General features: G+C 71.8%; 24 protein-coding genes and 1 tRNA gene. 11 read left to right on the forward strand and 14 right to left on the reverse strand.

What is annotated here, in order from left to right:
- The first annotated feature begins 81 nt into the window (after positions 1–81).
- The 4 genes from K7G59_RS02950 (at position 82) to K7G59_RS02965 (ending at position 4236) form a co-directional block, all read left to right on the forward strand.
- Complete coding sequence (locus K7G59_RS02950) at positions 82–1485, forward strand: glutamine synthetase family protein (protein ID WP_225830183.1); 1404 nt, start codon at positions 82–84, stop codon at positions 1483–1485.
- A 1-nt stretch (position 1486) separates the two neighbouring features.
- A complete protein-coding gene (locus K7G59_RS02955; RefSeq protein WP_225830184.1) occupies positions 1487–2635 on the forward strand; it encodes an amidohydrolase family protein in 1149 nt (382 codons plus the stop codon).
- A gap of 42 nt (positions 2636–2677) precedes the next feature.
- Positions 2678–3205, forward strand: a complete 528-nt coding sequence (locus tag K7G59_RS02960; RefSeq protein WP_225830267.1) for an NUDIX hydrolase family protein — start codon at positions 2678–2680, stop codon at positions 3203–3205.
- A 176-nt stretch (positions 3206–3381) separates the two neighbouring features.
- Complete coding sequence (locus tag K7G59_RS02965) at positions 3382–4236, forward strand: hypothetical protein (protein ID WP_225830185.1); 855 nt, start codon at positions 3382–3384, stop codon at positions 4234–4236.
- 36 nt (positions 4237–4272) lie between these two features.
- On the opposite strand, the gene K7G59_RS02970 is transcribed toward K7G59_RS02965, so the two are convergent.
- The 3 genes from K7G59_RS02970 to K7G59_RS35235 all read right to left on the reverse strand — a co-directional run bounded on the left by K7G59_RS02970 (position 4273) and on the right by K7G59_RS35235 (position 6649).
- On the reverse strand, positions 4273–5121 hold the full coding sequence (locus tag K7G59_RS02970; RefSeq protein ID WP_225830186.1) for a methyltransferase domain-containing protein: 849 nt from the start codon (positions 5119–5121) through the stop codon (positions 4273–4275).
- 154 nt (positions 5122–5275) lie between these two features.
- Positions 5276–5512 (reverse strand): hypothetical protein, encoded by a 237-nt coding sequence (locus K7G59_RS02975; RefSeq protein ID WP_225830187.1) that lies wholly within the window; start codon positions 5510–5512, stop codon positions 5276–5278.
- An 843-nt stretch (positions 5513–6355) separates the two neighbouring features.
- On the reverse strand, positions 6356–6649 hold the full coding sequence (locus K7G59_RS35235; protein WP_374114180.1) for an L-rhamnose mutarotase: 294 nt from the start codon (positions 6647–6649) through the stop codon (positions 6356–6358).
- Positions 6650–6713: 64 nt separating this feature from the next.
- On the opposite strand from K7G59_RS35235, the gene K7G59_RS02985 reads away from it, so the two are divergent.
- From K7G59_RS02985 to K7G59_RS03010, 6 genes are all read left to right on the forward strand, one after another.
- A complete protein-coding gene (locus K7G59_RS02985; RefSeq protein WP_225830188.1) occupies positions 6714–7190 on the forward strand; it encodes an ABC transporter substrate-binding protein in 477 nt (158 codons plus the stop codon).
- A 33-nt stretch (positions 7191–7223) separates the two neighbouring features.
- Positions 7224–8015, forward strand: a complete 792-nt coding sequence (locus tag K7G59_RS02990; RefSeq protein WP_225830189.1) for an ABC transporter permease — start codon at positions 7224–7226, stop codon at positions 8013–8015.
- The gene (locus K7G59_RS02995; protein ID WP_225830190.1) at positions 8012–9037 is read left to right on the forward strand and encodes an ABC transporter ATP-binding protein; all 1026 of its coding nucleotides are present in this window, start codon (positions 8012–8014) and stop codon (positions 9035–9037) included. The genes K7G59_RS02990 and K7G59_RS02995 overlap by 4 nt, the downstream gene beginning before the upstream one ends.
- A complete protein-coding gene (locus tag K7G59_RS03000) occupies positions 9024–10061 on the forward strand; it encodes an ABC transporter ATP-binding protein (protein WP_225830191.1) in 1038 nt (345 codons plus the stop codon). The genes K7G59_RS02995 and K7G59_RS03000 overlap by 14 nt, the downstream gene beginning before the upstream one ends.
- A gap of 39 nt (positions 10062–10100) precedes the next feature.
- Positions 10101–13148: a glycoside hydrolase family 38 C-terminal domain-containing protein gene (locus K7G59_RS03005; RefSeq protein WP_225830192.1), complete on the forward strand. Its 3048-nt coding sequence runs from the start codon at positions 10101–10103 to the stop codon at positions 13146–13148.
- Between the two features lie 81 nt (positions 13149–13229).
- On the forward strand, positions 13230–14813 hold the full coding sequence (locus K7G59_RS03010) for a glycoside hydrolase family 3 protein (RefSeq protein WP_225830193.1): 1584 nt from the start codon (positions 13230–13232) through the stop codon (positions 14811–14813).
- Between the two features lie 362 nt (positions 14814–15175).
- Here the strand turns inward: K7G59_RS03010 and K7G59_RS03015 are convergent.
- The 10 genes from K7G59_RS03015 to K7G59_RS03060 form a co-directional block, all read right to left on the reverse strand.
- A tRNA-Pro gene (locus K7G59_RS03015) sits at positions 15176–15249 on the reverse strand.
- Positions 15250–15527: 278 nt separating this feature from the next.
- Positions 15528–15887, reverse strand: coding sequence for an MmcQ/YjbR family DNA-binding protein (locus K7G59_RS03020; protein ID WP_225830194.1), 360 nt, complete (start codon positions 15885–15887; stop codon positions 15528–15530).
- Positions 15888–15917: 30 nt separating this feature from the next.
- Positions 15918–16820 carry a LysR family transcriptional regulator gene (locus K7G59_RS03025; RefSeq protein ID WP_225830195.1) on the reverse strand — a complete coding sequence of 301 codons (903 nt, stop codon included), beginning with the start codon at positions 16818–16820 and terminating at the stop codon, positions 15918–15920.
- A 30-nt stretch (positions 16821–16850) separates the two neighbouring features.
- Positions 16851–18050, reverse strand: coding sequence for a glycine C-acetyltransferase (locus tag K7G59_RS03030; RefSeq protein ID WP_225830196.1), 1200 nt, complete (start codon positions 18048–18050; stop codon positions 16851–16853).
- A 63-nt stretch (positions 18051–18113) separates the two neighbouring features.
- Positions 18114–19142, reverse strand: coding sequence for an L-threonine 3-dehydrogenase (tdh, locus tag K7G59_RS03035; protein ID WP_225830197.1), 1029 nt, complete (start codon positions 19140–19142; stop codon positions 18114–18116).
- A gap of 184 nt (positions 19143–19326) precedes the next feature.
- Positions 19327–19899 (reverse strand): GAF domain-containing protein, encoded by a 573-nt coding sequence (locus K7G59_RS03040; protein ID WP_225830198.1) that lies wholly within the window; start codon positions 19897–19899, stop codon positions 19327–19329.
- Positions 19896–20495 carry an ATP/GTP-binding protein gene (locus tag K7G59_RS03045; RefSeq protein WP_225830199.1) on the reverse strand — a complete coding sequence of 200 codons (600 nt, stop codon included), beginning with the start codon at positions 20493–20495 and terminating at the stop codon, positions 19896–19898. The genes K7G59_RS03040 and K7G59_RS03045 overlap by 4 nt, the downstream gene beginning before the upstream one ends.
- Positions 20473–20844 carry a DUF742 domain-containing protein gene (locus K7G59_RS03050; protein ID WP_225830200.1) on the reverse strand — a complete coding sequence of 124 codons (372 nt, stop codon included), beginning with the start codon at positions 20842–20844 and terminating at the stop codon, positions 20473–20475. Before K7G59_RS03050 ends, K7G59_RS03045 begins: the two co-directional genes overlap by 23 nt.
- A 2-nt stretch (positions 20845–20846) precedes the next feature.
- Positions 20847–21281, reverse strand: a complete 435-nt coding sequence (locus K7G59_RS03055; RefSeq protein WP_225830201.1) for a roadblock/LC7 domain-containing protein — start codon at positions 21279–21281, stop codon at positions 20847–20849.
- A 156-nt stretch (positions 21282–21437) separates the two neighbouring features.
- Positions 21438–23150 carry a sensor histidine kinase KdpD gene (locus K7G59_RS03060; protein WP_225830202.1) on the reverse strand — a complete coding sequence of 571 codons (1713 nt, stop codon included), beginning with the start codon at positions 23148–23150 and terminating at the stop codon, positions 21438–21440.
- A gap of 657 nt (positions 23151–23807) precedes the next feature.
- Between K7G59_RS03060 and K7G59_RS03065 the strand changes: the two genes are divergently transcribed.
- On the forward strand, positions 23808–24635 hold the full coding sequence (locus K7G59_RS03065) for a pentapeptide repeat-containing protein (protein WP_225830268.1): 828 nt from the start codon (positions 23808–23810) through the stop codon (positions 24633–24635).
- Between the two features lie 357 nt (positions 24636–24992).
- Here the strand turns inward: K7G59_RS03065 and K7G59_RS03070 are convergent, their stop codons facing one another.
- The gene (locus K7G59_RS03070; protein ID WP_225830203.1) at positions 24993–25715 is read right to left on the reverse strand and encodes an HAD family hydrolase; all 723 of its coding nucleotides are present in this window, start codon (positions 25713–25715) and stop codon (positions 24993–24995) included.
- Positions 25716–25744 lie beyond the last annotated feature (29 nt).

A 25744-nucleotide genomic window follows, 5' to 3' on the forward strand; every position in this document is an offset into this window, starting at 1 on the left:
GCCGTGAAAACCTGGCCCCGACCACCCTGTGCCCGTCGAGGAGGACCCTCGACCATCCCGTGGGTTTGCCGTGGAGGACGTATGACCACCCTTGCCGACCCCGTGCCCGGAGGGCGCCCCGGCGACCTCGACCGGGTCGCCTCGCTCACCGCCGAACTCGCCGCGCGCGGCGTACGCGGGATCGTGCTCGCGTACGTGGACACGGCAGGCGTCACCCGGGTCAAGACGGTCCCGACGGCGCGTCTGGAGGCGGCCGTGTCCTGGGGTGTCGGGATGTCGCCGGTGTTCGACACGTTCCTCGCGGACGACTCGGTCGTCACCACCGACGTCCTCGGCTCCCCGGACGGCGATCTGCGGCTCTATCCCGACCTCGACCGGCTGACGGTGCTGGCCGCCCAGCCCGGCTGGGCCTGGGCGCCCGTCGACCGGATCACCCAGGAGGGTGCCCGGCACCCCGGCTGTGCCCGGACCTTCCTGCGCCGGACGGTCACGGAGGCCGCCGAACGGTACGGCCTCGACTTCCGGGCGGCCATCGAGGTCGAATGGGCGCTCGGGCTCGGCTCGGCGCCCGCCGGGGAGTTCGCCCCGGCCGTCTCGGGACCCGCGTACGGCGCGATCCGGCAGATCGAGCTGAGCGACTTCACCGCCGACCTGCTGACCGCGTGCACGGAACAGGACGTGGACGTCCACCAGATCCATCCCGAGTACGCGGCCGGGCAGTTCGAGATCTCCGTGGCCGCCCTCGACCCGGTGGCGGCGGCCGACCTGAGCGTGCTGATCCGCCAGACGATCCGGGCGGTCGCCCGGCGGCACGGTCTGAGGGTGTCCTTCGCGCCCGCCGTGTCCGCCGACGGTGTCGGCAACGGCGGCCATCTGCACCTGTCCTGCCGGCGCGCCGGGGTCAACCTGCACGCCGGCGGTCCGGGCCGGTACGGCATGACGGCCGAGGCCGAGTCGTTCGCGGCCGGGGTGCTCGCCCGTCTGCCCGCCCTGACCGCGGTCACCGCGCCGAGCCCGGCCAGCTATCTGCGGCTCAGGCCCTCCCAGTGGGCGGGGGTGTTCACCGCCTGGGGCCGGGAGACCCGCGAGGCCGCGCTGCGGGTGGTGACCGGCTCGGCGGGCCGCCAGGACCAGGAGGCCAACATGGAGATCAAGCCGGTCGACCTGGCCGCCAACCCGTACCTGGCGCTCGGCTGCGTCATCGCCGCCGGGCTCGACGGGCTGACGGCGGCGCTGCCGCTGCCGCGGGAGATCACCGGGGACCCGGCCCGGTACGGCCCCGAGGAGGCGGCGGCCCTGGGGGTACGGCGGCTGCCGGTGACCTTGTCGCAGGCCGTCGAGGAGTTCCGTGCCGATCAGGTGCTGCGGGCAGCGCTCGGCCCGGTCCTGGCGGACGCGGTGACCGCCGTACGGCTGGGGGAGGCCGCCGCCGTGGAGGGTCTCGACGACGCGCGGGTGGCGGCGGCCTACCGCTGGCGGTACTGACATGCCGGCACCGGGACCGGTCCACGAGGCGCTCGCCGCGCTGCCGCTGGTGGACCATCACTGCCACGGCGCCGTCACCGCCGACCTCACCCCCGAGCGGTTCGAGTCGCTGATCACCGAAGGCGCGGCCTGGCCCGGCGTCTCGCCCTTCGACAGCCCGGTCGGCACGGCCGTACGCCGCCACTGCGCACCTCTGCTGGACCTCCCGCGCCACGCGCCGCCCGCCGACTACCTGGCCCGGCGCGCCGCGCTCGGCTGGCGGGAGGTCAACCGGCGCTTCCTGCGGGCATCCGGCACGCAGGTGTTCTGCGTGGACACCGGCTACGCCCCGCACCCGTTCACCTCCCCCGCCGAACTGGCGCGGGCCGCCGGAGCCGCCGCCTACGAGGTCGTACGGCTGGAGCAGGTCGCGGAGGCGGTGGCGGCGCGAGGCGTGGAGGCGGGCGAGTACGCGGCGGTGTTCCGGGCCGCGGCCGAGGAGGCCGTCCGCCGGCCGGGCGTGGTGGCCGTGAAGTCGGTCGCCGCCTACCGCACCGGCTTCGCCCTGGACCCGGCCCGCCCCACCGACGCCGAGGTGACCGGGGCGGCCGGGCGGTGGCTCGCGCGCAAGAGCCGGATGGCCGACCCCGTGCTGGTACGGCACCTGCTGTGGACCGCCGTCGACCTCGGCCTGCCGCTGCAACTGCACACCGGGTTCGGCGACGCCGACGTACGGCTGCACCGCGCCGATCCCGCGCTGCTGACCGACTGGCTGCACCGGACCGCGGGCACGATCCCGGTGCTGCTGCTGCACTGCTGGCCGTACCAGCGTCAAGCCGCCTACCTGGCGACCGTCTTCGAGCAGGTGTACCTGGACGTCGGGCTGGCCCTGCACTACACCGGACCGGCCCGCGCGCGGGCGGTGCTGGAGGAGGCGATGGAGATCACCCCGTACCGCAAGCTGCTGTACAGCTCTGACGCCTGCGGTGTGGCCGAGTTCCACCACCTTGGCGCGCTGTCCTTCCGGCAGGGACTGGCCGGGCTGCTCCAAGCCCGCGTGGAAGCCGACGAGTTGAGCCTGTCCGACGCCCTGCGGATCGCGGCCTGGGCGGGCCGCGACAACGCCCGCCGACTGTACGGACCGCCCGTATCCGAACCGGCCCGTCACTGAGCGGGCGCCCCACCTGGAAAGTATGATCAAGCAATGTCTGACATGACCGAAACCACTCCCGGCTGGCTGACCTCCGACGAGCTGGAAATGGCCAGGGCCCGGATGCCGATCCTGTACGTCGAGGCCGTGCCCGTGCGCGTGGACGACAGCGGTGAAGTCACCAGCGTCGGGCTGCTCTTGCGCATCGGCCCGGACGGAACGGTCAGCCGGACCCTGGTCTCCGGCCGCGTCCTGCACCACGAGCGGGTCCGCGACGCGCTGCTGCGCCACCTGGAGAAGGACCTCGGCCCGGTCGCCCTGCCACGCGTCCCGGCCTCCCTGCAGCCCTTCACCGTCGCGGAGTACTTCCCGACCGCGGGCATCACGCCGTATCACGACCCGCGCCAGCACGCGGTGTCCCTCGCCTACGTCGTCCCGGTGACCGGCGACTGCCGGCCCCGGCAGGACGCGCTGGACCTGGTGTGGTTCACCCCGCAGGAGGCCGCCTCACCGGCGGTGCAGAGCGAGATGCCGGGCGGGCACGGGGCGCTGCTGAAGCAGGCCCTCGCGCATGTCGGCGTGGTCGCCTGACACCGCGCAACTGATCTTCGTACCAGCTTTGCCGCGGCTGTGACCAGGCGATTTTGGTAAGCGTTCGGGTTGCGTACGGGCTCGCACCGGGCTTTGGCAACACCTGCACCACAAGCGCCAAAACAATGGCAAAGGGGACTGGGGGAAAGGCATGTGGCCGTGCGAGGGTTCGACGCATGAGCGCAGAGCACGTCCTCGACCACCGGCCCGGTGGCCATGTCCCCGGCCACGCCCGCGATCGCGTCCGCGCGGGCGCGAACAAGGTGCCGGAGGTGACCGTCTACTTCTGGATCATCAAGGTGCTGACCACGGGCATGGGTGAGACGGCGTCCGACTTCCTGGCCCATCTGTTCGGCGCGATTCCGGCGGTCGGTCTCGGCGGTCTCGCGTTCGTGGCCTCGCTCGTGCTCCAGTTCGCCGTCCGCCGGTACGTGGCCTGGGTGTACTGGACGACGATCGTGATGGTCAGCGTGTTCGGCACGATGGCCGCCGACGTCCTCCACGTGGGCATCGGTGTCCCCTACGCCCTGTCCACGCCGCTGTTCCTGACCGCTCTGGCGGCCACCTTCGCCCTCTGGTACGCGAGCGAGCGGACCCTGTCGATCCACGGCATCCGCACCCGGCGGCGCGAGTTCTTCTACTGGGCGGCCGTACTGGCCACGTTCGCCCTCGGCACCGCGGCGGGCGACCTCACCGCGACCACCGGCCTCGGCTACCTGGGCTCGGTCGTCCTGTTCGCGGTGGCGATCTGCGTGCCGGCCCTCGCGCACCGGGCGGGTGTCCTCGGCGCCGTGACCGCGTTCTGGACGGCGTACGTCCTCACCCGCCCGCTCGGCGCCTCGATCGCCGACTGGATGGCCGTACCCGCCTCCCGCGGCGGACTGGCCTGGGGCCTCGGCCCGGTCACCGTGTCCTGGACGGTGGCGATCCTGGGCTTCGTCGCCTATCTGGCGGTGTCACGGCGGGACGTCGAGCCGGCCGTCCGACCGCACGACGGGCAACACTCGGGCGGACGTGCCGCCCGGCCTTGAGGAACCGGCCGGGCGGCAGGTCGCTGTCGCAAGCGGTCACACGGCCGCGGGCCGGCGGGCCGTCACGATCAGGTAGCCCACCTCGGGCATTTCCAGGTTCTGCCCCTCGGCCGGCTTCAGCTTGGCGAGGACCTCCGGGTCGACCTTGGCGGCGAACTGCTCCATGTTCTTGGCGAGCGCCTCGCCGAGCCGCTTGACGGACTGCCGGGTGGTGTTCTCGCTGACGTCGATGATCTCGGCACAGCGCAGGCCCGCCTCGCGCAGCATGGAGGGGTACGCCTCGAAGGACGCCGGCGACTGCGTGAGGTACTGCTTGAGGATGCCCTCGATCACCGGGCGCCGCTCCGGCGAGATGGTCTCCCGCTCGTAGTTGTCGGTGAGCGCGAGCCGGCCGCCCGGCCGCAGCACGCGGGCCGCCTCGCTGAGCGCCGCCGTCCGGTCGGGCATCTGCATGACGGACTCCAGCATCCACACGGCGCTGAACGAGGCGTCGTCGAACGGCAGGTTCATCGCGTCGCCGTGCTGGAAGCTGACCTTGCCGCTCAGACCGGCCGCCTCGGCCAGCTCGTTGGCCTTCTCGACCTGCTTGCGGCTGACGCTGACGCCGACCACCTCGGCACCCGTCGCCTGGGCGAGCCGGAGCGCCGGTCCGCCGACACCACAGCCGATGTCCAGCACACGGTCACCGGGGCCGACCTGCAGCCGCTCGATCATCATGTCCGTGAGCCGGTTGGCAGCGTCCTCCAGCCCAGTGGCGTCGTCCTGGCTGTTCCAGAAGCCGACGTGGATGTTCGGGCCGTACAGCGCGGCGTCGAACGCCCCCACCAACTGGTCGTAGAACTGGCCGACCTGCTCGCCGACGGGGGTGATGTTCGAAGACGTCACTTCTTCTCCTCTTTCTGAAACTGCAAATCTGCAATCGGTCATCGACGGACCCTGAAGGGACACTGCGGCCCAAGGACTACAGACGTCCTTCCGGCTTCCGTCTTTTCTCTCGCGACGAGCGATGCGGCACACGGCACACGGCCACGGGCTCACCTCACACGTTCTCCGCAAGCCGGTCGAGGACGGCTCCGGCGGTGACGACGGCGTGGTCCTCCGTCATCGTGGAGTGGTCGCCGGTCACGGCGAGCCGGGTGAGCCGGTCGCCCCACGCCGACTCCTCATCCGTGAAGAGAGGCATGGAGCCGCCCCTCGCGGTGGACCGGACCTCGTCCACCCCGTCGAACGTCTTCTCACGCTGGAACATCTGTCCGGACATCACGACTGTGGACACGACCGTGCCGCGCTCCTCCAGCCACCCGGCACCGCGCGGCGATCCAGCCATCCGACGACCGGCCGACGAGCACGACCGGGTCGTCCCCCGGGCACCGGAGCGTGACCTCGGTCTGCATCTCCGCAGTCTTCGGCGATTACGTCGGCGATTTCCGAGAACGGCCGCCGCTTGGCGAATGGCACCGACTCCCTGGCCGTACTCCTGTCCCGGTTCTCTTTGTTCATCGAAGATTCACTGAACGCCGATACCGGTCCAGTCAGCCATGTGCGCACAGGTGCGCTGCACACTCGGAAACAGCTCGTACAGCTCGCCGCCGCCGAGGACATAGTCAAGTACCACTCAGAACCCCCGTTCTTCCCTCTCCCGGCCAGGAGAGGGCAACCACCGCATGGCGGTGATCGTTTGCTCCGGCTCCCGCATGGGGTGCCGTCCCCAGGTGCAGTTACATCTACCTGCGAGTCCCTTGGCCGAATTTCATCCAACCCCCGTCGGTGATCTCGTGTCAAGCAAGGACTTGCAGGTAGGCAGCTGACGGTGCATCAACCATGCGCACGCTACTGGCGGTTACAGCAGCAGGATCACCGGGCCTGGTCGTCCCGAAAGCAACTTGCCGCATCTCGCGCCCAGTTCAACCCCGGCCTTCGTCGAAACGGACCCCTTGGGCGTTCAAGCATGAAATAAGGACGGTGTAAGAGCTGCTCGGCCACGATCGCGTCCGCCTGTGTCCCTTCCCGCAATCACGGCCGGGATATGGCGCGTGGCCGCCATGGAAACCGACACGTTCTCAGAAATCATCGTCATTCCTCCGTCGTGCGGCAGCACGCGACGGGGCCAGCGCCCGGATCAGCGGTCGGTGCGCTGATCCGGGAGCGTGCCTGGAACCCGGCCACCTCCTCGAGCAGTGCCGCGGTCACCCACTCGCTCTGGTCGGCGAGACAGAAATGCCCGCCGCTGAAGGTCCGGATCCGGAACTCCGCGCTGGTGTGCTCGGCCCGTTCTCGCGCCCCGGCCCCCGGGACCTGGGCATCGGAGTCGCCGGTGCAGACGCCAGATGGTCCAGTGCCTGACTCCGGCGGCACGCAGGGCGTCGGTGAGCTCCTTCGGGACCTCGTGGTGGGCAGCCTCGTACTGCCGCACTGGGCAACCCCGGCCTGTTCAGCCCGCTCAACCTCACCGGTCTGGACTCCACCACCCAGGGCAAGTGGATCGCACCCGAGTACGCCGGTGCACAGCAGCCCGGCCCCGACTCGCCAAGGCCGCCGCTGCGTTCGCCAAGGCCGGCTACACGAAGAAGAACGGCAAGCTCGTCGGCCGCGACGGCAAGCAGCTGTCCTTCACCATTCTGGAGGTGTCCGAGTGGGCGGACGCGATCCAGCGCGACAAGGTGATCGCCCAGGAGCTCAAGGCAGCCGGCATCGACGTGCAGGTGAAGCCGATCGCCTCCGCCCAGATCGACGCCAAGCGCAAGAGCGGCGACTTCGACGTGGTGGTGGGCGGCGCCGTCTACTACGACACCCCGTACAACTTCTTCAGGGACATGCTCTCAGCGGCAATGCCGGGCTGTGGACCAACTACGGGCACTACAAGAGCAAGCAGACGGACGACCTGCTCGCCCAGATGGCCAACGCGGCTGACGAGGCGACCGTCAAGAAGTACTCCGCGAAGCTGGAGAAGCTGACTGTCGCCGAGCGCCATCGACACGGCGCAGGCGATGCGCCCGCCCAGCGCCGCGCACCCCTTCGGCACCACCGCCACCGGTGAGGACGTGCTCGCCCAGATGGTCGTCGGCAGCCGTGTCTCGCTGCTGGTCGGTCTCATCGCCGGAGCCGTCACCACCAGTGTGTCGGTGGTGGTCGGGGTCGCCGGCGGATACCTCGGCGGCAGGACCGACGCGGTCCTCACCGCCCTGACCAACGTCAGCCTCGTCATCCCGGGTCTGCCCCTGCTCATCATCATCGCCAGCTACGTGCAGGGCCGCGGCGGCCCGCTGACCACCGCTCTGATCATCTCGCTGACCTCCTGGCCCTGGGGGGCACGCCAGAAGCGCGCCCAGACCCTGTCGCTGCGCGGCCGGGACTTCGTCACCGCGGCCGAGATGACCGGCGAGAGCCGCTGGGGCATCATCACCCGCGAGCTCATCCCGCAACTCGCGCCGATCATCTCCGTCAGCTTCCTCTCCGCCGTCGTCCTGTCGATGTTCGCCGACGCGGGACTGTCCTTCATCGGCCTGGGCGACATCAACTCCGTCAGCTGGGGCTCGATGATGTACTGGGCCCAGAACGGCTCCGCCCTCACCCTGGGAGCGTGGTGGTGGTTCGTCCCGCCCGGCGCGTGCATCGCCCTCATCGGCGTCGCGGCCGGCCTCGTCAACTTCGGCATCGACGAGATCTCCGATCCCCGGCTGCGCCAGCCCGCCAGGAAGGTGCGTGAGCAGGCCCGGGCGGCGCGCCTTGGCCGTACCACCGCCCAGCCGTCATCCACCGCCCGGGGGGCAGCCTCATGAGCGAACCGCTCCTGACCGTCCGCGGCCTGCACGTCGACTACTTCGACCGGACCGACCCCGTGCACGCCGTGCGAGGGGTCGACCTCACGCTGCACCGCGGTGAGACCCTGGGCGTCGTCGGTGAGAGCGGCTGCGGCAAGTCCACCCTGATCACCGCGCTGACCCGGCTGGAGCGCCCGCCCGCCGTCACCACGGCCGGGTCCGTGCTCTTCCACGGCACACCGGACGGCCGCCCGGTCGACCTGCTCCGCCTCACCGACCGCGAACTGGCCGAACTGCGCTGGGAACACCTGGCCATCGTGTTCCAGAGCGCCATGAACGCCCTCAACCCGGTGCTCCGGATCGGCGCCCAGTTCGCCGACGTCCTCGGACGGCACCGGGGGCTCGCGCGCCGCGCGGCCTGGGAACGCGCGGGTGAGCTGCTGGCCATGGTCGGTATCCCGACCGACCGACTGCGCTCCTTCCCGCACGAGCTGTCCGGCGGCATGCGGCAGCGCGCCACCATCGCCCTCGCCCTGGCGTGCCAACCTGACCTCATGGTGATGGACGAACCCACCACAGCCGTGGACGTCGTGATGCAGCGCCAGATCCTGCGTCAGGTGTCCCGGCTCAAACGCGAACTGGGTTTCTCCGTCGTCTTCGTCACCCACGACCTGTCCCTGCTGATCGAGATCGCGGACCGGATCATGGTCATGTACGCGGGGCAGGTCGTCGAGACCGCGCCGGCCCGGCGGATCCACAGCGATCCCAAGCATCCCTACACCGCTGCGCTGCGCAACGCGTTCCCGCCGGTACGGGGCCCGCGCCGGGAGATCACCGGCATCCCCGGGTCCCCACCGGGACTGCGCACACCGCCGACGGGCTGCGGCTTCCACCCACGGTGCCACAGCCGCTTCGAGCCCTGCGCGCACACGGCCCCACCGCTGCTGGCCCTCGACGACGGCGAGGTCGCCTGCCATCTGCACACCGGCCGCGGTCCTGCCGGAAGCCAACGTGAGGAGAACACCCATGCCGGCACCTGAGGAGCCGCCCGAGGCGGTCGCCGACGCCGCGCTGGTGGCCCGCCAGGTCGTCAAACGCTTCCCGCGGCACGGCCTCGGACAGCACGGCAAGCAGGTTCACGCCCTGGAACCCACCACGCTCGCCCTGCACCCCGGCAGGATCACCGCACTGGTCGGCGAGAGCGGCAGCGGCAAGTCGACCCTCGCCCGGCTGCTGGCCATGGTCCACACGCCCACCGAGGGCGAGATCCTGCTGGGCGGCACGGTGGTCCGGCGGGCCCGGACGACCAAGGCCCGACGCGCCTACTACCGCCAGGTCCAGATGATCTTCCAGGACCCGTTCTCCTCGCTCAACCAGGTACACCGGCTGCGCTACATCCTCAGCCGCCCGCTCAAGCTCCACGGCCACGCACGCGGCCGGGCGGAACTGGAGCGGCACGTCCTGGAGCTCCTGGAACGGGTGGAGCTCACCCCTGCCGAGCAGTTCATCGACAAGTTCCCGCACGAGCTGTCCGGCGGACAGCGCCAGCGCGTCGCCATCGCCCGCGCCCTGGCCGCCCGGCCCAGGATCCTGCTGGGCGACGAGCCCATCTCCATGCTCGACGCCTCGATCAGGCTGGACATCCTCAACCTCCTGCGCAGACTCCGCGACGACGAGGACCTCGCGATCCTCTACATCACCCACGACATCGCCAGTGCCCGCTACTTCGCCGACGAGATCAAGGTGCTGTACGCCGGCCAGCTCGTGGAGTCCGGGCCGCCCGACGCCGTCGTGGAACAGCCCAGGCATCCGTACACCCGACTGCTGCTGGACTCCGCCCCCGACCCCGACCGCGGCGGCTTCCTCGACGGCGCCGCGGACCTGGCCGAGGAGGAGCCGCTGGGCGAGCCCCCGGACCTCGTCGCCCCGCCCGCCGGCTGCCGCTTCCACCCGCGGTGTCCCCTCGCCCGGCCGGAGTGCACCACCGCCTTCCCGCCCCGCACAGAGGCCGGCGACGGTCACTGGGTGCATTGCTGGTCCCACGGCCAGGACTCCGGCGCCTGACCGCCACCGTCCGGAAGACCCACTGACTGGAGCCTTGTCATGCATGACGACCGTACTCTGGTCGAGGCCCGCCTCAAGCGCGTGCTCGACGAACGCATCCGCCCGGCGGTCTACCCGCACTCCGTGCCGCTGCGGGCCGGCATCTGGACCGCACCCGACGAGCCCGTCCCGGTCGCCGAGGGCCTGGCGGCACCGCGAACCCCCATCGAGGCGGGCGAGGAGTGGGGCCCGCCATGGGGGACGAGCTGGCTGACCGTGTCCGGCACGGTACCCGCCGAGTGGGCCGGCAGGACCGTGGAGGCGCTGCTCGACCTCGGCTTCGACGAGAACATGCCCGGCTTCCAGTGCGAAGGGCTGGTCTACCGTCCCGACGGCACGCCGGTGAAGGGAATCAACCCGCGCAACCAGTGGGTGCGCATCGCCTCCGAGGCGGTCGGTGGCGAAGAGGTGCTGCTGCACGTGGAGGCCGCCTCCAACCCGGTGGTCTTCGATTGGCCGGCCTTCGCCCCCACCGGACTCGGCGACAAGGAGACGGCCGGCACCCGGCCGCAGTACCGGCTGGCCCGGATGGACCTCGCCGTCTTCGACGAGACGGTGTGGCAGCTGGTGCAGGACCTGGAGGTGCTGGGCGAGCTGATGCCCGAGCTGCCCGTCGAGGGTGCCCGGCGCTGGGAGATCCTGCGCGCCGTGGAGCGGGCGCTGGACGCGATCGACCTGCAGGACGTGAGCGGTACCGCGGCCGGCGCCCGCGAGCAGCTCGCCGGGGTGCTGGCGACGCCCGCCGCGCCGTCGGCGCACCGCATCAGCGCGGTCGGCCACGCGCACATCGACTCCGCCTGGCTGTGGCCGCTGCGGGAGACGGTGCGCAAGGTCGCGCGGACCACGGCCAACATGACGGCGCTGCTGGAGACGGAGCCCGACTTCGTCTACACCATGTCTCAGGCCCAGCAGTACGCCTGGATCAAGGAACACCGGCCGGAGGTGTACGCGCGGGTCAAGAGGGCCGTGGCCGAGGGCCGGTTCGTGCCGGCCGGCGGTATGTGGGTGGAGTCGGACACCAACATGCCGGGCTCGGAGGCGATGGCCCGTCAGTTCGTGCACGGCAAGCGGTTCTTCCTGGAGGAGTTCGGCATCGAGAACGAGGAGGCGTGGCTGCCGGACACCTTCGGCTTCGCGGCCGGGCTGCCGCAGATCATCAAGGCGGCCGGCACCAAGTGGCTGCTGACCCAGAAGATCTCCTGGAGCCAGGTCAACTCCTTCCCCCATCACACCTTCTGGTGGGAGGGCATCGACGGAACCCGGATCTTCACCCACTTCCCGCCCGTCGACACCTACAACTGCTCGATGCAGGGCCGTGAAATCGCCCATGCGGCACGCAACTTCAAGGACAAGGGGGTGGCCCGGCACTCGCTGGCGCCGACCGGCTGGGGCGACGGCGGAGGCGGCACGACCCGGGAGATGGTCGCGAAGGCCGCGCGGATGCGGGACCTCGAGGGCTCGGCGCGGGTGGTGTGGGAGCGGCCCGCGGACTTCTTCACCAAGGCGCAGGCCGAGTACCCGGATCCGCCGGTGTGGGTGGGCGAGCTGTACCTGGAACTGCACCGGGGCACGCTGACCAGCCAGGCGAAGACCAAGCAGGGCAACCGGTGCAGCGAGCACCTGCTGCGGGAGGCCGAGCTGTGGTCGGCCACAGCCGCCGTACGGTCCGGACTCCCCTACCCGTACGAGGAGTTGGACCGGATCTGGAAGACGGTGCTGCTGCACCAGTTCCATGACATCCTGCCGGGCTCGTCGATCGCCTGGGTGCACCGGGAGGCCGTGCGGACGTACGCCGCCGTCGCGGAGGAACTGGAGGACATGATCGGCCGGGCCCAACAGGCCTTGGCCGGTGACGCGTCGGGCGGTGGCACGGTGGTGTTCAACGCCGCACCGCACGAGCGCGGGGGCGTACCGGCGGGAGCAGGCCGTGCGCTCGCCGCCGGCGAGGCCCCTGGAGGCTGCACGGTCTCGGCCCTGCCCGGCGGTGGCCTGCAGCTCGACAACGGCCTGCTGCGCGTCGTCGTGGACGAGCGGGGGCTGGTGCCGTCGGTCCGCGACCTCGTCAGCGGCCGCGAGACCATCGCCCCGGACAAGGCGGCCAATCTGCTGCAGATCCACCCGGACTTCCCCAACACCTGGGACGCCTGGGACGTCGACCGCTTCTACCGCAACACCGTCACGGACCTGACCGACGCCGACGAGATCACGGTCGTCTCCGACTCCCCGCAGGCCGTGTCCGTGCGGGTGGTGCGCTCCTTCGGGCAGTCCCGGGTCACGCAGACCCTCACCCTGACGGCGGGGGCCGGACGGCTCGACATCGACACCGAGGTCGACTGGCACGAGACCGAGAAGTTTCTCAAGGCGGCCTTCCCGCTCGACCTGCACACCGACCGCTACGCCGCCGAGACGCAGTTCGGTCACCTGCACCGGCCCACGCACACCAACACCAGTTGGGAGGCAGCCAAGTTCGAGGCCTGCAACCATCGCTTCGTGCATCTCGAGGAGCCCGGCTGGGGCGTGGCGCTGGTCACCGCCTCGACGTACGGGCACGACGTGACCCGTACCGTGCGCGCGGACCGCGGCACCACCACGACGGTCCGGGTCTCCCTGCTGCGGGCTCCGCGGTTCCCCGACCCGCACACCGACCAGGGGGTGCACACCTTCCGCCACGCGCTCGTCCCCGGAGCGGGGATCGGCGACGCCGTACGCGAGGGCTACCGGATCAACCTGCCCGAACGGCGTGTCCCCGGTGACACGGACGTCGCCCCGCTGGTGGCCCTGGACGACGACGGCGTCGTGGTCAGCGCCGTCAAGCTCGCCGACGACAAGAGCGGCGATGTGATCGTGCGGCTGTACGAGGCCGGGGGCGGGCGCGCCGAGGCCCGCCTGACGACGTCCTTCGCCTTCACCGGGCTGCGGACCTGTGACCTGCTGGAACGCCCCTGCGGCGACGAGACGGCAGGTCCCGCCGAGGTCACCGGGGACACCGTCCGGCTCCGGCTGCGCCCCTTCGAACTGGCCACCCTCCGCTTCGTCCGCCCCGCGTGACAGCGGCGCCGGGCCGGACGGGTCCGTCCCCTCCGTCCGGCCCGGCGCCGACCGGCACGACTTCCCCGCACAGAAGGAACCATGTCTTCCTCCCACACGGAAAGCGCCGCGCTCCTCGCCGACGCCGGAACCGTCCTCCAGCCTGGCTTCACCGGGCTGACCGCACCCGACTGGGTCCGCCGCCACCTGGGCGAGGGCAACCTCGGCGGTGTCGTCCTGTACGGCCGCAACATCTCCGGACCCGAGCAAGTCGCCCAGCTCACCGCCGATCTGTACACAGTCCGCTCCGAGGTGCTGATCGCCACCGACGAGGAGGGCGGCGAGGTCACCCGCGTGGGCGCGGCCGGCGGCTCTGTGTCCCCGGGCAACCGTGCCCTCGGCGAGGTCGACGACGTGGGCCTGACCGAACGGGTGGCCCGCTCCATCGGCCTCGACCTGGCGGCCTCGGGCGTCAACCTGGACTACGCCCCCGACGCCGACGTCAACTCCAACCCGGACAACCCGGTGATCGGTGTGCGGTCCTTCGGCGCCGACGGCGAGCGGGTCGCCCGGCACACCGCCGCCTATGTGCGGGGCCTGCAGTCGGCCGGGGTGGCGGCCTGTGCCAAGCACTTTCCGGGGCACGGCGCCACCTTCGAGGACTCCCATCTCGGCCTGCCCCGGCTGGAGCTGGACGACGAACAGCTCGGGCAGCATCTGCTGCCCTTCAGGGCCGCCGTCGAAGCCGGCGTGAAGAGTGTCATGACCGCCCACATCCTCTTCCCCGCGTACGACGAGCAGCGCCCCGCCACGATGTCCCGCACGATCCTGACCGGGCTGCTCCGTGAGGAGCTGGGCTTCGCCGGCCTGATCGTGACCGACGGCATCGAGATGGGAGCGATCTCGGGCACCTACGGCGTGGCCGCCGGCGCGGTCGAGGCCATCGCGGCAGGTGCGGACACCATCTGCGTCGGCGGCGGGCTGCGGGACGAGGAGGCGTACCTCTATCTGCGTGATGCGCTGGTCTGGGCCGTGCGTGAGGGCCGGCTGTCCGCCGAACGGCTTGACGAGGCAGCCGAACGCAATCGGGCACTGGGCCGCTGGGCCGCCGCCGCCCGGCGGTTCCCGGTGGCCGGGGACCCGGACCGCGGCCTCGGCCTCGACGTGGCCCGTCGTGCCTTGCGGATCGACGGTGAACTGCACGCGATCAGTGGCGTTCCGCACGTCGTCGAACTCTTCCCGACCCCCAACATCGCCGCGGGTGACCCCCCTTGGGGCGTCGCCAGGCCGCTCGCCGAGCTGATCCCCGGGACCACCGTCTCCCGTTCCGGTGAACCGGCCACCCGGATGGAGGGGGCGGGGCTGTTCCACGCGCCGGTCGCCGACGAAGGCGCCGAGGTGGACATCGCGCCGCTGCTGGGCGCGGCCGTCGGGCGCCCCCTGGTGGTCGTGGTACGCGACCCGCACCGCCATCCCTGGATGCGCAGGGCCGCGATGGCCCTGACGCAGGCCCGCCCGGACGCGGTGGTGGTCGACGTCGGCGTCGGACACGGCGTGCGCGAGATCTTCGGCTCACGGGGAGTGACCTCGCTGGCCACTCACGGTGGCTCCCGCCTGAGCGGCATCGCCGCCGCCGAGGCCCTGGCCGGCCGTGAGGCTTCCGTGGTCCGAGAGGGTGGCTCGTGAGCGTTCGAGCGGTTCTGGCGTCGCCCGAAGGTGTCGTCTCGACTCCGGCGCCAGGCAGAGCCCCGACGCTGGAGCCGCACGCCCGGGAACGCGAAGAGGCCGTGCCGACTTCCCGTGAGAGAAGCGGTCGTAGCCCGGTCGGCCGCAGGCGCACTTCGTGACACCAGGGCCGGTCAGGGCCGCTGGTCCCCCACTGGTCCCCCTCCACGGGGTACGGCGTCAACGGACCGGACAGCCCAGGAGGGCCCGATCATGGTCGCCCTCGGACGCGGTAAAGGCGCGTTGCCCCCCATGGTCCGCAAAACGATCAAAGGGCCGTTTCAGATCTCTCTGAAACGGCCCCTGACTGCGACTTTTGCAAGTCGGGACGACAGGATTTGAACCTGCGACCCCTTGACCCCCAGTCAAGTGCGCTACCAAGCTGCGCCACGTCCCGATGCCGTCTGACCTGGAGTTTCCCTGGTCGAAACGTGCAGGGAAACAATACCGCACCCGGGTCGGTGGTCGCGCACCCTTATCGGCAGCCCGGCCACCCTGGGCGACACCGGCTGGTCGTCCGCTCCCTCTGCGCCGGGTTCCTCTTCGCCTGGCATCGACATTGCCGGGACCGGTGACCGGCGCCGTGCGTCCGCGCCGGTCACCGCGGCCGCTCCCCTCCCCCGTCGTCCCTCTGGGTGCGCGGTCCACGCCTCCTTCGGACCTGCCGAGGGGTTTTCAGTGCCTGTCCGGGAGGCCCAACTCCGGGTGGGCTTCCAGGAGCCGGGGCGGGGCCGCCTGCCGCCAGGAGTCGGCGAGGATGTCCCGCAGCTCGTCCTCGTCCTCGAGCGCGGCGAGTCGCGCTCTCACCCAGGCGAACTGGGCCTCGTGACCGGCGATCCAGAACTTCTCCGGCTCGGCCATGACCAGTTCGTCGCGCTCCTCCTTGGGGCAGCGCACGGCGATGGACGTCTCGTCCTCGGGCAGGGTGGCGAACATCTTCCCCGCCACCCGGAACGTGGGCATGTTCCACGCGGTCTTCTCCGTGGTGTCCGGCAGGGACAGGGCGATACGGCGTGCGTCTTCAGCGTCCGGCATGGCACGCACCGTAACGCGCGGCACTGACAGTCAGCCCTGGGCGGCCTCGCCCAGCGCCTCCAGTACCGGGCGGATCAGCGGGTGTCCCTCGGCGCCGCGCCGCACGGCCGCGAAGACCCGCCGGGTGGGGGCCACGCCGTCGACGGGACGGACGACCACGCCCGTGAGGTCCATGCCGCGCAGCGCGGAGCGGGGCACGAGGGCCACACCCGCATCGGCGGACGCCAGGGCGACGACGGCACGGAAGTCGTCGGAGGAGTGCTCGAGGCTGGGCTGGAAGCCGGCGCTCTCGCAGGCGAGGACGACCACGTCGTGGCAGGGGTTGCCGGGGTACGGTCCGATCCACGGGTCCTTGGCCAGCTCGGACAGGGGCACCTCGGGGGCGTCCGCGAGGCGGTGGCCGACCGGGACGACCGCGTCGAAGGGCTCCGCGTACAGCGGGACGTGGGTGAGGCGGGGGTCGTCGGCGGGCGGCGCGCCCCGGTACTCGACGGCCACGGCCACGTCCACCTGCCGGTCCAGGACCATCGGCAGGCTGGCGTCGCCCTCGGCGTCCCGCACCCGGATGCGTATGCCGGGCGAGGCGGCGGCCAGGCGGGCCACGGCCGGGGCCACGACCTCGGCGATGCCGGTCGCGAAGGCCGCCACGGTGACCGTGCCCGCCTCTCCCGAGCCGTAGGCGGCCAGCTCCGCCTCCGCGCGCTCGAGCTGGGCGAGGACCGCGTTGGTGTGGCTGAGCAGGATCTCACCGGCCGGGGTGAGCCGGACGCCCTTGGCGCCGCGCTCGACCAGACGGTGGCCGGTCTCCTGCTCCAGGGCCGTCAGCTGCTGCGAGACGGCCGAGGGGGTGAGGTAGAGCGCGGCGGCTGCCGCGGTGACCGTGCGGTGGTCGGCCACCGCCCGGAGGATGTGGAGCCGCCGTGCTTCGATCATGCCTGGATTATCGCAAACCGGACGGGTGGATCAGCTCTCCAGCTCCGCGCGCGCCGCGACGAACGCGTCCACGGCCCGGTTGACGTCGTCCGTCGAGTGCGCGGCGGACAGCTGGACGCGGATACGGGCCTGACCCTGCGGAACGACCGGGTAGGAGAAGCCGATCACGTAGACGCCGCGCTCCAGCAGCAGTTCGGCCATGCGGGCCGCCTTCGCCGCGTCGCCGATCATGACCGGCGCGATGGCGTGGTCGCCGGGGAGGATGTCGAAACCCTCCTCGGTCATCCGGCGGCGGAACAGCGCGGTGTTCTCGGTGAGGCGCACGCGCAGGTCGTCGGCCGACTCCAGCAGGTCGAGGACCTTGAGCGAGGCCGCCGCGATCACCGGTGCGAGCGTGTTCGAGAAGAGGTACGGCCGGGAACGCTGACGCAGCAGCGCGACGATCTCGGCGCGGGCGGCGACGTAGCCGCCGGAGGCGCCGCCGAGCGCCTTGCCGAGGGTGCCGGTGATGATGTCGACGCGGTCCATGACGCCGTGCAGCTCGGGGGTGCCGCGGCCGGTGGGGCCGACGAAGCCGACGGCGTGCGAGTCGTCGACCATGACCATGGCGTCGTGGCGGTCGGCGAGGTCGCAGATCTCGCTCAGCGGGGCGACGTAGCCGTCCATGGAGAAGACGCCGTCGGTGACGATCAGCTTGCGGCGCGCGCCGCCCTCGGTGGCCTCCTTGAGCTTCGCCTCCAGGTCGGCGAGGTCGCGGTTGGCGTAGCGGAAGCGCTGGGCCTTGGACAGGCGGATGCCGTCGATGATGGAGGCGTGGTTGAGGGCGTCGGAGATCACCGCGTCCTCCTCGCCGAGCAGCGTCTCGAAGACGCCGCCGTTGGCGTCGAAGCAGGAGGAGTACAGGATCGTGTCCTCCTGGCCGAGGAAGGCCGAGAGGCGCGCCTCCAGTTCCTTGTGCACCTCCTGGGTGCCGCAGATGAAGCGCACGGAGGCCATGCCGTAGCCCCAGCGGTCCAGGGCCTGGTGGGCGGCGGCGATCACCTCGGGGTGGTCGGCGAGACCGAGGTAGTTGTTGGCGCAGAAGTTGAGGACCTCGCCGGGCAGGCCGCCGGCGGTGACGTTGACGGTCGCGGACTGCGGGGTGCCGATGACGCGCTCGGGCTTGTGCAGTCCGGCGGCGCGGATCTCGTCGAGGGTGGCGCGCAGGTCGTCGCGGACGGTCTCGAACATGGGAAGAGCTCCTGGGATGTCCTGGGATATGCGTGCGGCTGAGGGGGTTGCGCGGTCCGCGTCTCAGGCGGTCCAGTCGAGGATGACCTTGCCGCCCTTGCCGCTGGCGGCGTCGGCGAAGGCCGCCTCGTAGTCGCGGTAGTCGTAGCGGCCGGTGATCACGGGGGCGAGGTCGAGGCCGCCCTCCAGCAGCACCGACATCGCGTACCAGGTCTCGAACATCTCGCGGCCGTAGATGCCCTTGATGGTGATCATCGAGGTGACGATGCGGGCCCAGTCGACCGGGAACTCCTCGGCGGGCAGGCCGAGCATGGCGATCCGGCCGCCGTGGGTCAGGTTGGCGATCATGTCGCGCATGGCCTCGGGCCGGCCGGACATCTCCAGGCCGATGTCGAAGCCCTCGCGCAGGCCCAGCTCCCGCTGCCCGTCGGCGATCGAGGTCCGGGAGACGTTCAGGGCGAGGCTCACACCGATCTTGCGGGCCAGCTCCAGTCGCTCCTCGCTGACGTCGGTGATGACGACGTTGCGGGCGCCGGCGTGCCGGGCCACTGCGGCGGCCATCAGGCCGATGGGGCCGGCGCCGGTGATCAGGACGTCCTCGCCGACCAGCGGGAAGGACAGCGCGGTGTGCACGGCGTTGCCGAACGGGTCGAAGATCGCGGCGATGTCCAGGTCGACGGGGACGCGGTGCACCCAGACGTTGGACGCGGGCAGCGCGACGTACTCGGCGAAGGCGCCGTCGCGGCCGACGCCGAGGCCGACGGTGGCCCGGCACAGATGGCGGCGCCCGGCCAGGCAGTTGCGGCACTTGCCGCACACCAGGTGCCCCTCGCCGCTGACCCGGTCGCCGATCCCGATCTCGGTGACGTCACGTCCGACCTCGACGACCTGCCCGACGAACTCGTGGCCGAGCACGAGCGGGGTGTTGATCGCCTGCTGCGCCCAGCCGTCCCAGGCCCGGATGTGCAGGTCCGTGCCGCAGATACCGGTCCGCATGACCTTGATCAGCACGTCGCCGGGACCGATGGCGGGCTCCGGGACGTCCGTGAGCCAGAGTCCCGGCTCCGCCTTCTCCTTGACCAGCGCCTTCAACGCTACGGCTCCTGTGGGTGAGGTCCCGGGGCGCGGGCGAGTCGAGGCGGCCCGCACCGGGAAGAGGGGGTGGAATCACCCCGCAATCTGCCGTATGCGCGGGCCAGGGTCCATCGAGCTTTTCTTAACCGCCGCCTCAGCTTTGCTTCATGCCTGCCTGCCCCCAGGCGGCTCGGCCTTCGGATCACAGGGGTAGCCCGTCCGCGGCGCCGCGTTCGAGGCGCACGACGAGGTCGGCGGCGAGCGTCTTGACGGTGTCCAGGACGTTTCTCCCCCACGCCCTGGGCGCCGTGTCGGCCACGCACAGGGTGCCGAGCGCCATGCCGGAGCTGTCGATGAGCGGGGCGCCCAGATAGGCGTGGATCCCGAACTCGTCGACGACCGGGTTCCCGGCGAACCTCGGGTAGTCGCGGACGTCCTCCAGCACCAGTGCCTTGCGGCGGACCACCACATGGGGGCAGAACCCGTGCTCGCGCGGGAGCACCCGGCCCACCACGGCGCTGCTGCCGTCCTCCCGCACGGGCGGGACGGCGGGGGTGACGAGGCCCGCGAAGAACTGCTGGTCCTCGCCGATGAAGTTGACCATGGCGTACGGCGCCGCGACGAGCCGGGCGAGGTGGTCCGCGAAGGCGTCGAGCGCGGGTTGGGGCCGGTCCACCAGGCCGAGTCGGCGCAGTCGGTGGATCCGGGCGGGGGCTTCCTTGTCCTCCGGGGTGAGCAGCAGGCCCCGGACCGGCCGGGGCGGCTCGTAGCTCATGGCCGTGCTCCGTGGCTGGGTGCGGGCTCGGGGGTGTGGGCGAGGAGGTGGCGTACGAGGGTGAGCAGGGTCTGGACGCCGGAGCTGGAGATCCGTGCGTCGCAGCGGACGACCGGGACCTCCGGGGCGAGGCCGATGGCGGCGCGTACCTCTTCGGGGTCGTAGCGGTGGGCGCCCTCGAACTCGTTGACGGCGATGATGAAGGCGAGGCCGCGTTCCTCGAAGAAGTCCACGGCGGCGAAGCAGTCCTGCAGGCGCCGGGTGTCGGCGAGGATCACAGCGCCGAGCGCGCCCTCGGACAGCTCGTCCCACATGAACCAGAACCGCTCCTGTCCCGGCGTGCCGAACAGGTAGAGCACGTGTTGCGCGTCGAGGGTGATCCGGCCGAAGTCCATGGCGACCGTCGTCTCGAGCTTGTTCTCGATGCCGTCGAGGCTGTCCGTCGCGGCGCTGACCGTGGTGAGCAGTTCCTCCGTGCTGAGCGGGGCGATCTCGCTGACCGCGCCCACGAAGGTGGTCTTGCCGACCCCGAACCCGCCCGCCACCAGGATCTTGAGCGCGGTGGGGAACGGGTCAGAGCTGTCGTCGTAGTCCATCGAGCACTGCCTCCAGCAGGGACCGGTCGGTGGGGTTGTGGTGGTACGCGGGCGCCTTGGTGGTGAGCGCCCCGCAGTCGACGAGGTCCGACAGCAGCACCTTGGTGACCACCGCGGGCAGTCTCAGCTGCGCGGCGACCTCGGCGACCGAGACGGGGCCCCGGCACAGGTCGAGCGCGTGGGCGTGCTCGGGGCCGAGGTAGCCGAGCGGGGTGACGCCGGTGGCCATCACCTGTGACATCAGGTCGAGGGCGACGCTGGGCTCGGTTCGGCCGTTGCTGACCGTGAACGGGCGCACCAGCCGGCCGGCCGCGTCGTCCAGCCAGGGTCCGTCGCCGGCTGCGGCCACCTTCAAGGCCTCATCGCGGTCTGTTCGACGGCGTGCTGCCGGGGTGCGGTCGTCAGACAGGGGCGGACGCTCTTGACGAGCATCGCCATCTCGTAGCCGAGGACGGCCGCGTCGGCCTCGCGGCCGGCGAGGACGGCGAGACAGGTGCCGGAGCCTGCGGTGGTGACGAACAGCAGTGTCGAGTCGAGTTCGACGACGACCTGCCGTACGTCCCCGCCGTCACCGAACCGGGCGCCCGCGCTGCGGCCGAGGGAGTACAGGCCGGAGGCCAGCGCCGCCATGTGGTCGGCGCTGTCGGGATCGAGGCCGTGCACGGACTTCACCAGTCCGTCGCAGGACAGGAGCACCGCGCTGCTGGTGTGCGGTACGCGCTGCACGAGGCCGCTCAGCAGCCAGTCGAGGTCGGATGCCTGAACGGTCGGCGCATCGCTCGCCATGGTGGATCGACTCCTTGGTCACGAAGGTCTGCCGGAGCGCGGGTGAGGGGGACGGGGGTGGGATGCAGGGGTCGACCGGCCGGTGCGCTCCTGGGGCGGCCGGTGCGTGGCCGCCGTCGGACGGGGCACAGGGACGTGTGGCTTCAGTACGGGGGACTACTCCAACTGCTGCTGGGCCTCGGCGAGTCCGATTCCGCGTTGGAAGGCGGCCATCAGTCCGGGGTCGTGGCCCGCGACGGTGTCGCAGTCCTGGCGCGGGACGGGTCCGCCGCGGAGCTGGGGCGCGAGGTGCTGCTGGGCACGGCGGCGCGGCAGTCGGGGCTTGTCCGTGGTGTCCTGCACCGTCTCGCCGCGCGGGCTGGGCAGGATGCCCGTGCCCGCGTGTGCGTCGGCCAGGGCCCGGTCCTCGGGTCCGGTACCGGGCACGGCCTCGGCGGGGTTGCGCCGGTCGTCGTGGACCCCGCGCACGGGCAGCGGCGCCGGAGCGCCTCCGGGCGGTCGCGGCACCGGGGCGGGTACGGAGGAGTGCGGCTGCGGCTGCGGTCGCTGCCGCGGTTGCCGGGGGGCGCGTTGCCTCTGGTGCTCGGAGGGCGGTGACGCCGGCGACGAGGCCCCGGCCGTCCCCGCCGCGGAAGCGGAGCCCTGTGTGTCCACAGCGTCCCCAGCCGTGCCCAACAGCGCCTGCGGGACGACGAGTACGGCCTGCACGCCGCCGTAGATATTGGTCTGGAGCCGCACGTCGATGCCGTGCCTCTGGGCGAGTTGGGAGACGACGTACAGGCCGATGCGGCCGTCGGCCAGCAGGCGTGCGACGTTCACCTGGTCGGGGTGGGCGAGCAGGGCGTTCATCCGGCTCTGCTCGTCGACGGGCATGCCGAGCCCTCGGTCCTCGACCTCCACGGCGAGCCCGGAAGTGACGAGGGTGGCCCGCAGCAGCACCTGGGTGTGCGGAGCGGAGAACACCGTGGCGTTCTCGATGAGTTCGGCAAGCAGGTGGATGACGTCGGCGACGGCGTGTCCGCGCAGCTCGCCGTCGACGGGCGGCACCAGTTTCACCCGGGAGTACTGCTCGACCTCGGCGATCGCGGAACGCAGCACCTCCGTCATGCCGACCGGGTTGGTCCACTGCCGCCGGGAGACGGCACCACCGAGCACGGCGAGGTTCTCGGCGTGCCGCCGGATGCGGGTGGCGAGGTGGTCCACGTGGAACAGGCCCTTGAGCAGCTCGGGGTCCTCGATCTCGTTCTCCAGCTCGTCGAGGATCGAGATCTCCCGGTGCACGAGGGACTGAAGCCGCCGCGCGAGGTTGACGAAGACCTCGAGTTTCTGCTCGCTGCCCGCGTGGCTGGAGAGCTGGGCGGCCTGCACGACGGCGGTGACGGCGCCGTCGTGCGCACGGGCCAGGTCGGCGGCGAGGAGTTCGAAGTCGTCGGCGCCCTCGGGCGGGCGGCGGCGCGTTCTGCGCTGCGGCGGGGTCTGCCCCTTGCGCAGCGTGTCGACGAGCTCGTGCAGGTCGGCCTCGCCGCGGGCGGCACCGCGGCGCAGCGCGTCGATCCGGTCGCTCACCGAGCGGGCGGCGCGTTCGGCGGCCACGGCGGCGATGAGGATGCCCGCGACGGTCACCGTGACCGCTCCGGCGAGCACGGCCCACAGCGACGGGTCGCTGGGCACACCGGCGGAGCGGATGCTGAACAGGACGGCCGCGCCGGCGCTGAGCGCGACGGCGAGCGGCGGCAGCACGGCGAGCCGCATGAGTTGTGGCCGTATGTGCGTCTCGGGCAGCGCGGGAGCGGGTCGGGCGACCGGTCGGCCGTGCCGGCCGCCCTCGCGGCGGTCGGCACGGGTGGCCGGTGCACGGAGCTGAGACATCTGCGTCCTCGTACGGGTCCGTCGGGCCGGAATTGTTCGCGCGGCGTGCGAAGCGGTCACGCGCGACGGACACTCACGGTAGTTGCCCGAACACCATGCGCGGTGGGCAGTTGCCAAAGTCCCCCGGGGAGCATCCCGCTCTGGTATGAAGCCTCGTACGGCAGAGCGAGAAGAGAGCCGGATTGTCCGTACCGAGGGAAAGCCGTTCCGGTCTGACTCGCTCAGAAATGGTCAGGAGGGTGAACGCCGAACGAGCGGCCCGCCGTTGTCGAACACCGCGCCGGACTCTCGTGCCGTCGGGAATTCCGGCAGCCGCGCTCCCGCGCCCGCTCGGGATCACACGCTGTCTGTGAGAATGGAAGCCGTCCTCGGAGCGCCGCGGTACGCGGTGCGCCTCGCCCAACAGGAGCACGCACGGTGTCGCCACAGCACGGAGCCCTTCCCTCCCCCGGGGGCCGCAAGCGGTCCTCCGCCGCCGAAGGACGTACGCGGTCCTCTGCCGGGAAGGCCCGGCAGGCCGGCCGGAGCCGGCCGGACCGCGGGGCCCAGGACCGCAGGGCACCGCAGGACCAGCCGCCGCAGGACCGCAGAGCACCGCAGGACCGGGCACCGCAGGACCGGGCACCGCAGGACCGGGCACCGCAGGACCGCAGGGACCTGCAGGCCGACTGCGCCAACTGCTTCGGCCTGTGCTGCGTGGCCCTGCCGTTCGCCCGTTCCGCCGACTTCGCCGTCGACAAGCGCGCCGGGCAGCCGTGTTCGAACCTCCAGGCGGACTTCCGCTGCGGCATCCACGCGCAGCTGCGCGACCGCGGCTACCCCGGCTGCACCGTCTTCGACTGCTTCGGCGCCGGGCAGAAGGTGTCGCAGGTGACCTTCGGCGGCACCGACTGGCGTCGGGCGCCGCGGACGGCGCGCCCCATGTTCGAGGTCTTCCCCGTCATGCGGCAGCTGCACGAGCTGCTCTGGTACGTCACCGAGGCCCTCGGCCTCGCACCGGCCGCCCCTGTCCACAAGGAGCTGCGGCGGGCGCTGACCCGCATCGACGGCCTGACCCGCGGCAGCGCCGAGTCGGTCGCCGGGCTGGACGTGAACGCGCTGCGCGGCGAGGTCAACACGCTGCTGCTGAAGGCGAGCGAGCTCGTCCGGGCCCAGGTACCGGGCCGCAAGAAGAACCACCGCGGAGCCGATCTGATCGGCGCGAAGCTGTCCGGCGCCGATCTGAGAGGGGCCAGCCTGCGCGGCGCCCTCCTCGTCGCCGCCGACCTCAGCGGGGCGGATCTGCGCGACGCCGACCTGATCGGCGCCGATCTGCGCGACGCCGACCTGAGCGGCGCGGTCCTGACCGGCGCCCTGTTCCTCACCCAGGCGCAGCTGAACGCCGCCAAGGGCGACGCGGCCACCGAACTGCCTCCCACGCTGGGCCGGCCCGCGCACTGGTCGGCCTCCGGCCGGCGTCCGGTCGGCCGGGGGCACGCCTCCTAGACGCCCTCCTGGCGCTGAGCAGCGGGCGGGCGGCCACGCCGCCCGCCGCCCCGCTCGATGCCGGCTTCCCTGCAGGAGCGCGTGCCGCGATGACCCGGGACAGGAGTTTCAGTCATTCGGCCGGCCCTCGGCGTCACGGTCACGTATGACACGGACCCACCAGGTGTGCGGCGACGTCCGGACGGCGGCACGCCGGGTGCCGCCCCGGACGGCCATGGGACAGACGAACTGAGCATGGTTGTCCGGTACGTCCACTTGGCGACTTTGCGTACCCGCATCGGCTGCGCCTGCGCCACGGGGCGGGGCGGGGAGCGGACCGTGATGCGGCGCGCCACCAGGGTCCGCGGGAAGCCCGGCTCACACCGTGCGGGTCTGCGCCCCTGACGTGGAGATGGGCGGAGGCGTACGGGTCCTGGAGGACACGTCGGTGGTCGCCATCCGGACGGCCTCCAGCAGCGAGTCGACCACGGGCCAGCCCGTGCGGGCCAGGGCGGTCCGGTCCTGTACGCCGCCGGTGTGCAGGACGGCACGGACGCCCGCGCGCCGTGCGGCGTCGCCGTCGTCCCCGGTGTCGCCGACCAGGACGATCCGGCCGGCCGTCACGCCCGCCTGGGCCAGCAGGCCCATGTGGTCCAGCAGACGCCGGTGCTTGCCGCCGGCCGCGTCCCCCGTGCGCCCGGTGACCAGCGCGAACCGTCCCGCCAGCCCATGCTCGGCCAAGGCCTTGACCAGGGCGTCCTCGGGGTGGAGGGACAGCAGGGACTGGGTCGCTCCACGCTCCTCGGCCAGGGCGAGGGCTTCCCGTGCGTCGGCTGCGAGGGCGCAGCGCCTGCTCCGGTAGTGCTCGTGGTAGGCGGCCCCCATCCGTTTCATGGTGTCCTGGCCCGGCACCACGCCGTGGGTGCGCTGGATCAGTTCCGTGGCGGACAGGGAGAAGGCCGCGCGGTAGCGGTCGTGCGAGACGGCGGCCAGACCGGCCGTGCGATAGGCGGCGTTCATGGCGTCCGCGATCAACGCGGCATCGTCGAGGAGCGTGCCGTTCCAGTCCCACACCACGTGGGGTCGCGCATCTGTGTCCATGCGGGGGAAGTTCCTCACTGCGGCGGGAA

The organism is Streptomyces sp. NK08204, assembly GCF_020400585.1.
Lineage (GTDB): Bacteria > Actinomycetota > Actinomycetes > Streptomycetales > Streptomycetaceae > Streptomyces.

Excerpts from the sequence above, each read along its gene's own strand:
- K7G59_RS02950 (WP_225830183.1), top strand. The coding sequence starts at position 82 with ATGACCACCCTTGCCGACCCCGTGCCCGGAGGGCGCCCCGGCGACCTC.
- K7G59_RS02955 (WP_225830184.1), top strand. The coding sequence starts at position 1,487 with ATGCCGGCACCGGGACCGGTCCACGAGGCGCTCGCCGCGCTGCCGCTG.
- K7G59_RS02960 (WP_225830267.1), top strand. The coding sequence starts at position 2,678 with ATGACCGAAACCACTCCCGGCTGGCTGACCTCCGACGAGCTGGAAATG.
- K7G59_RS02965 (WP_225830185.1), top strand. The coding sequence starts at position 3,382 with ATGAGCGCAGAGCACGTCCTCGACCACCGGCCCGGTGGCCATGTCCCC.
- K7G59_RS02990 (WP_225830189.1), top strand. The coding sequence starts at position 7,224 with ATGCGCCCGCCCAGCGCCGCGCACCCCTTCGGCACCACCGCCACCGGT.
- K7G59_RS02995 (WP_225830190.1), top strand. The coding sequence starts at position 8,012 with ATGAGCGAACCGCTCCTGACCGTCCGCGGCCTGCACGTCGACTACTTC.
- K7G59_RS03000 (WP_225830191.1), top strand. The coding sequence starts at position 9,024 with ATGCCGGCACCTGAGGAGCCGCCCGAGGCGGTCGCCGACGCCGCGCTG.
- K7G59_RS03005 (WP_225830192.1), top strand. The coding sequence starts at position 10,101 with ATGCATGACGACCGTACTCTGGTCGAGGCCCGCCTCAAGCGCGTGCTC.
- K7G59_RS03010 (WP_225830193.1), top strand. The coding sequence starts at position 13,230 with ATGTCTTCCTCCCACACGGAAAGCGCCGCGCTCCTCGCCGACGCCGGA.
- K7G59_RS03020 (WP_225830194.1), bottom strand. The coding sequence starts at position 15,887 with ATGCCGGACGCTGAAGACGCACGCCGTATCGCCCTGTCCCTGCCGGAC.
- K7G59_RS03025 (WP_225830195.1), bottom strand. The coding sequence starts at position 16,820 with ATGATCGAAGCACGGCGGCTCCACATCCTCCGGGCGGTGGCCGACCAC.
- K7G59_RS03030 (WP_225830196.1), bottom strand. The coding sequence starts at position 18,050 with ATGTTCGAGACCGTCCGCGACGACCTGCGCGCCACCCTCGACGAGATC.
- K7G59_RS03040 (WP_225830198.1), bottom strand. The coding sequence starts at position 19,899 with ATGAGCTACGAGCCGCCCCGGCCGGTCCGGGGCCTGCTGCTCACCCCG.
- K7G59_RS03045 (WP_225830199.1), bottom strand. The coding sequence starts at position 20,495 with ATGGACTACGACGACAGCTCTGACCCGTTCCCCACCGCGCTCAAGATC.
- K7G59_RS03055 (WP_225830201.1), bottom strand. The coding sequence starts at position 21,281 with ATGGCGAGCGATGCGCCGACCGTTCAGGCATCCGACCTCGACTGGCTG.
- K7G59_RS03060 (WP_225830202.1), bottom strand. The coding sequence starts at position 23,150 with ATGTCTCAGCTCCGTGCACCGGCCACCCGTGCCGACCGCCGCGAGGGC.
- K7G59_RS03070 (WP_225830203.1), bottom strand. The coding sequence starts at position 25,715 with ATGGACACAGATGCGCGACCCCACGTGGTGTGGGACTGGAACGGCACG.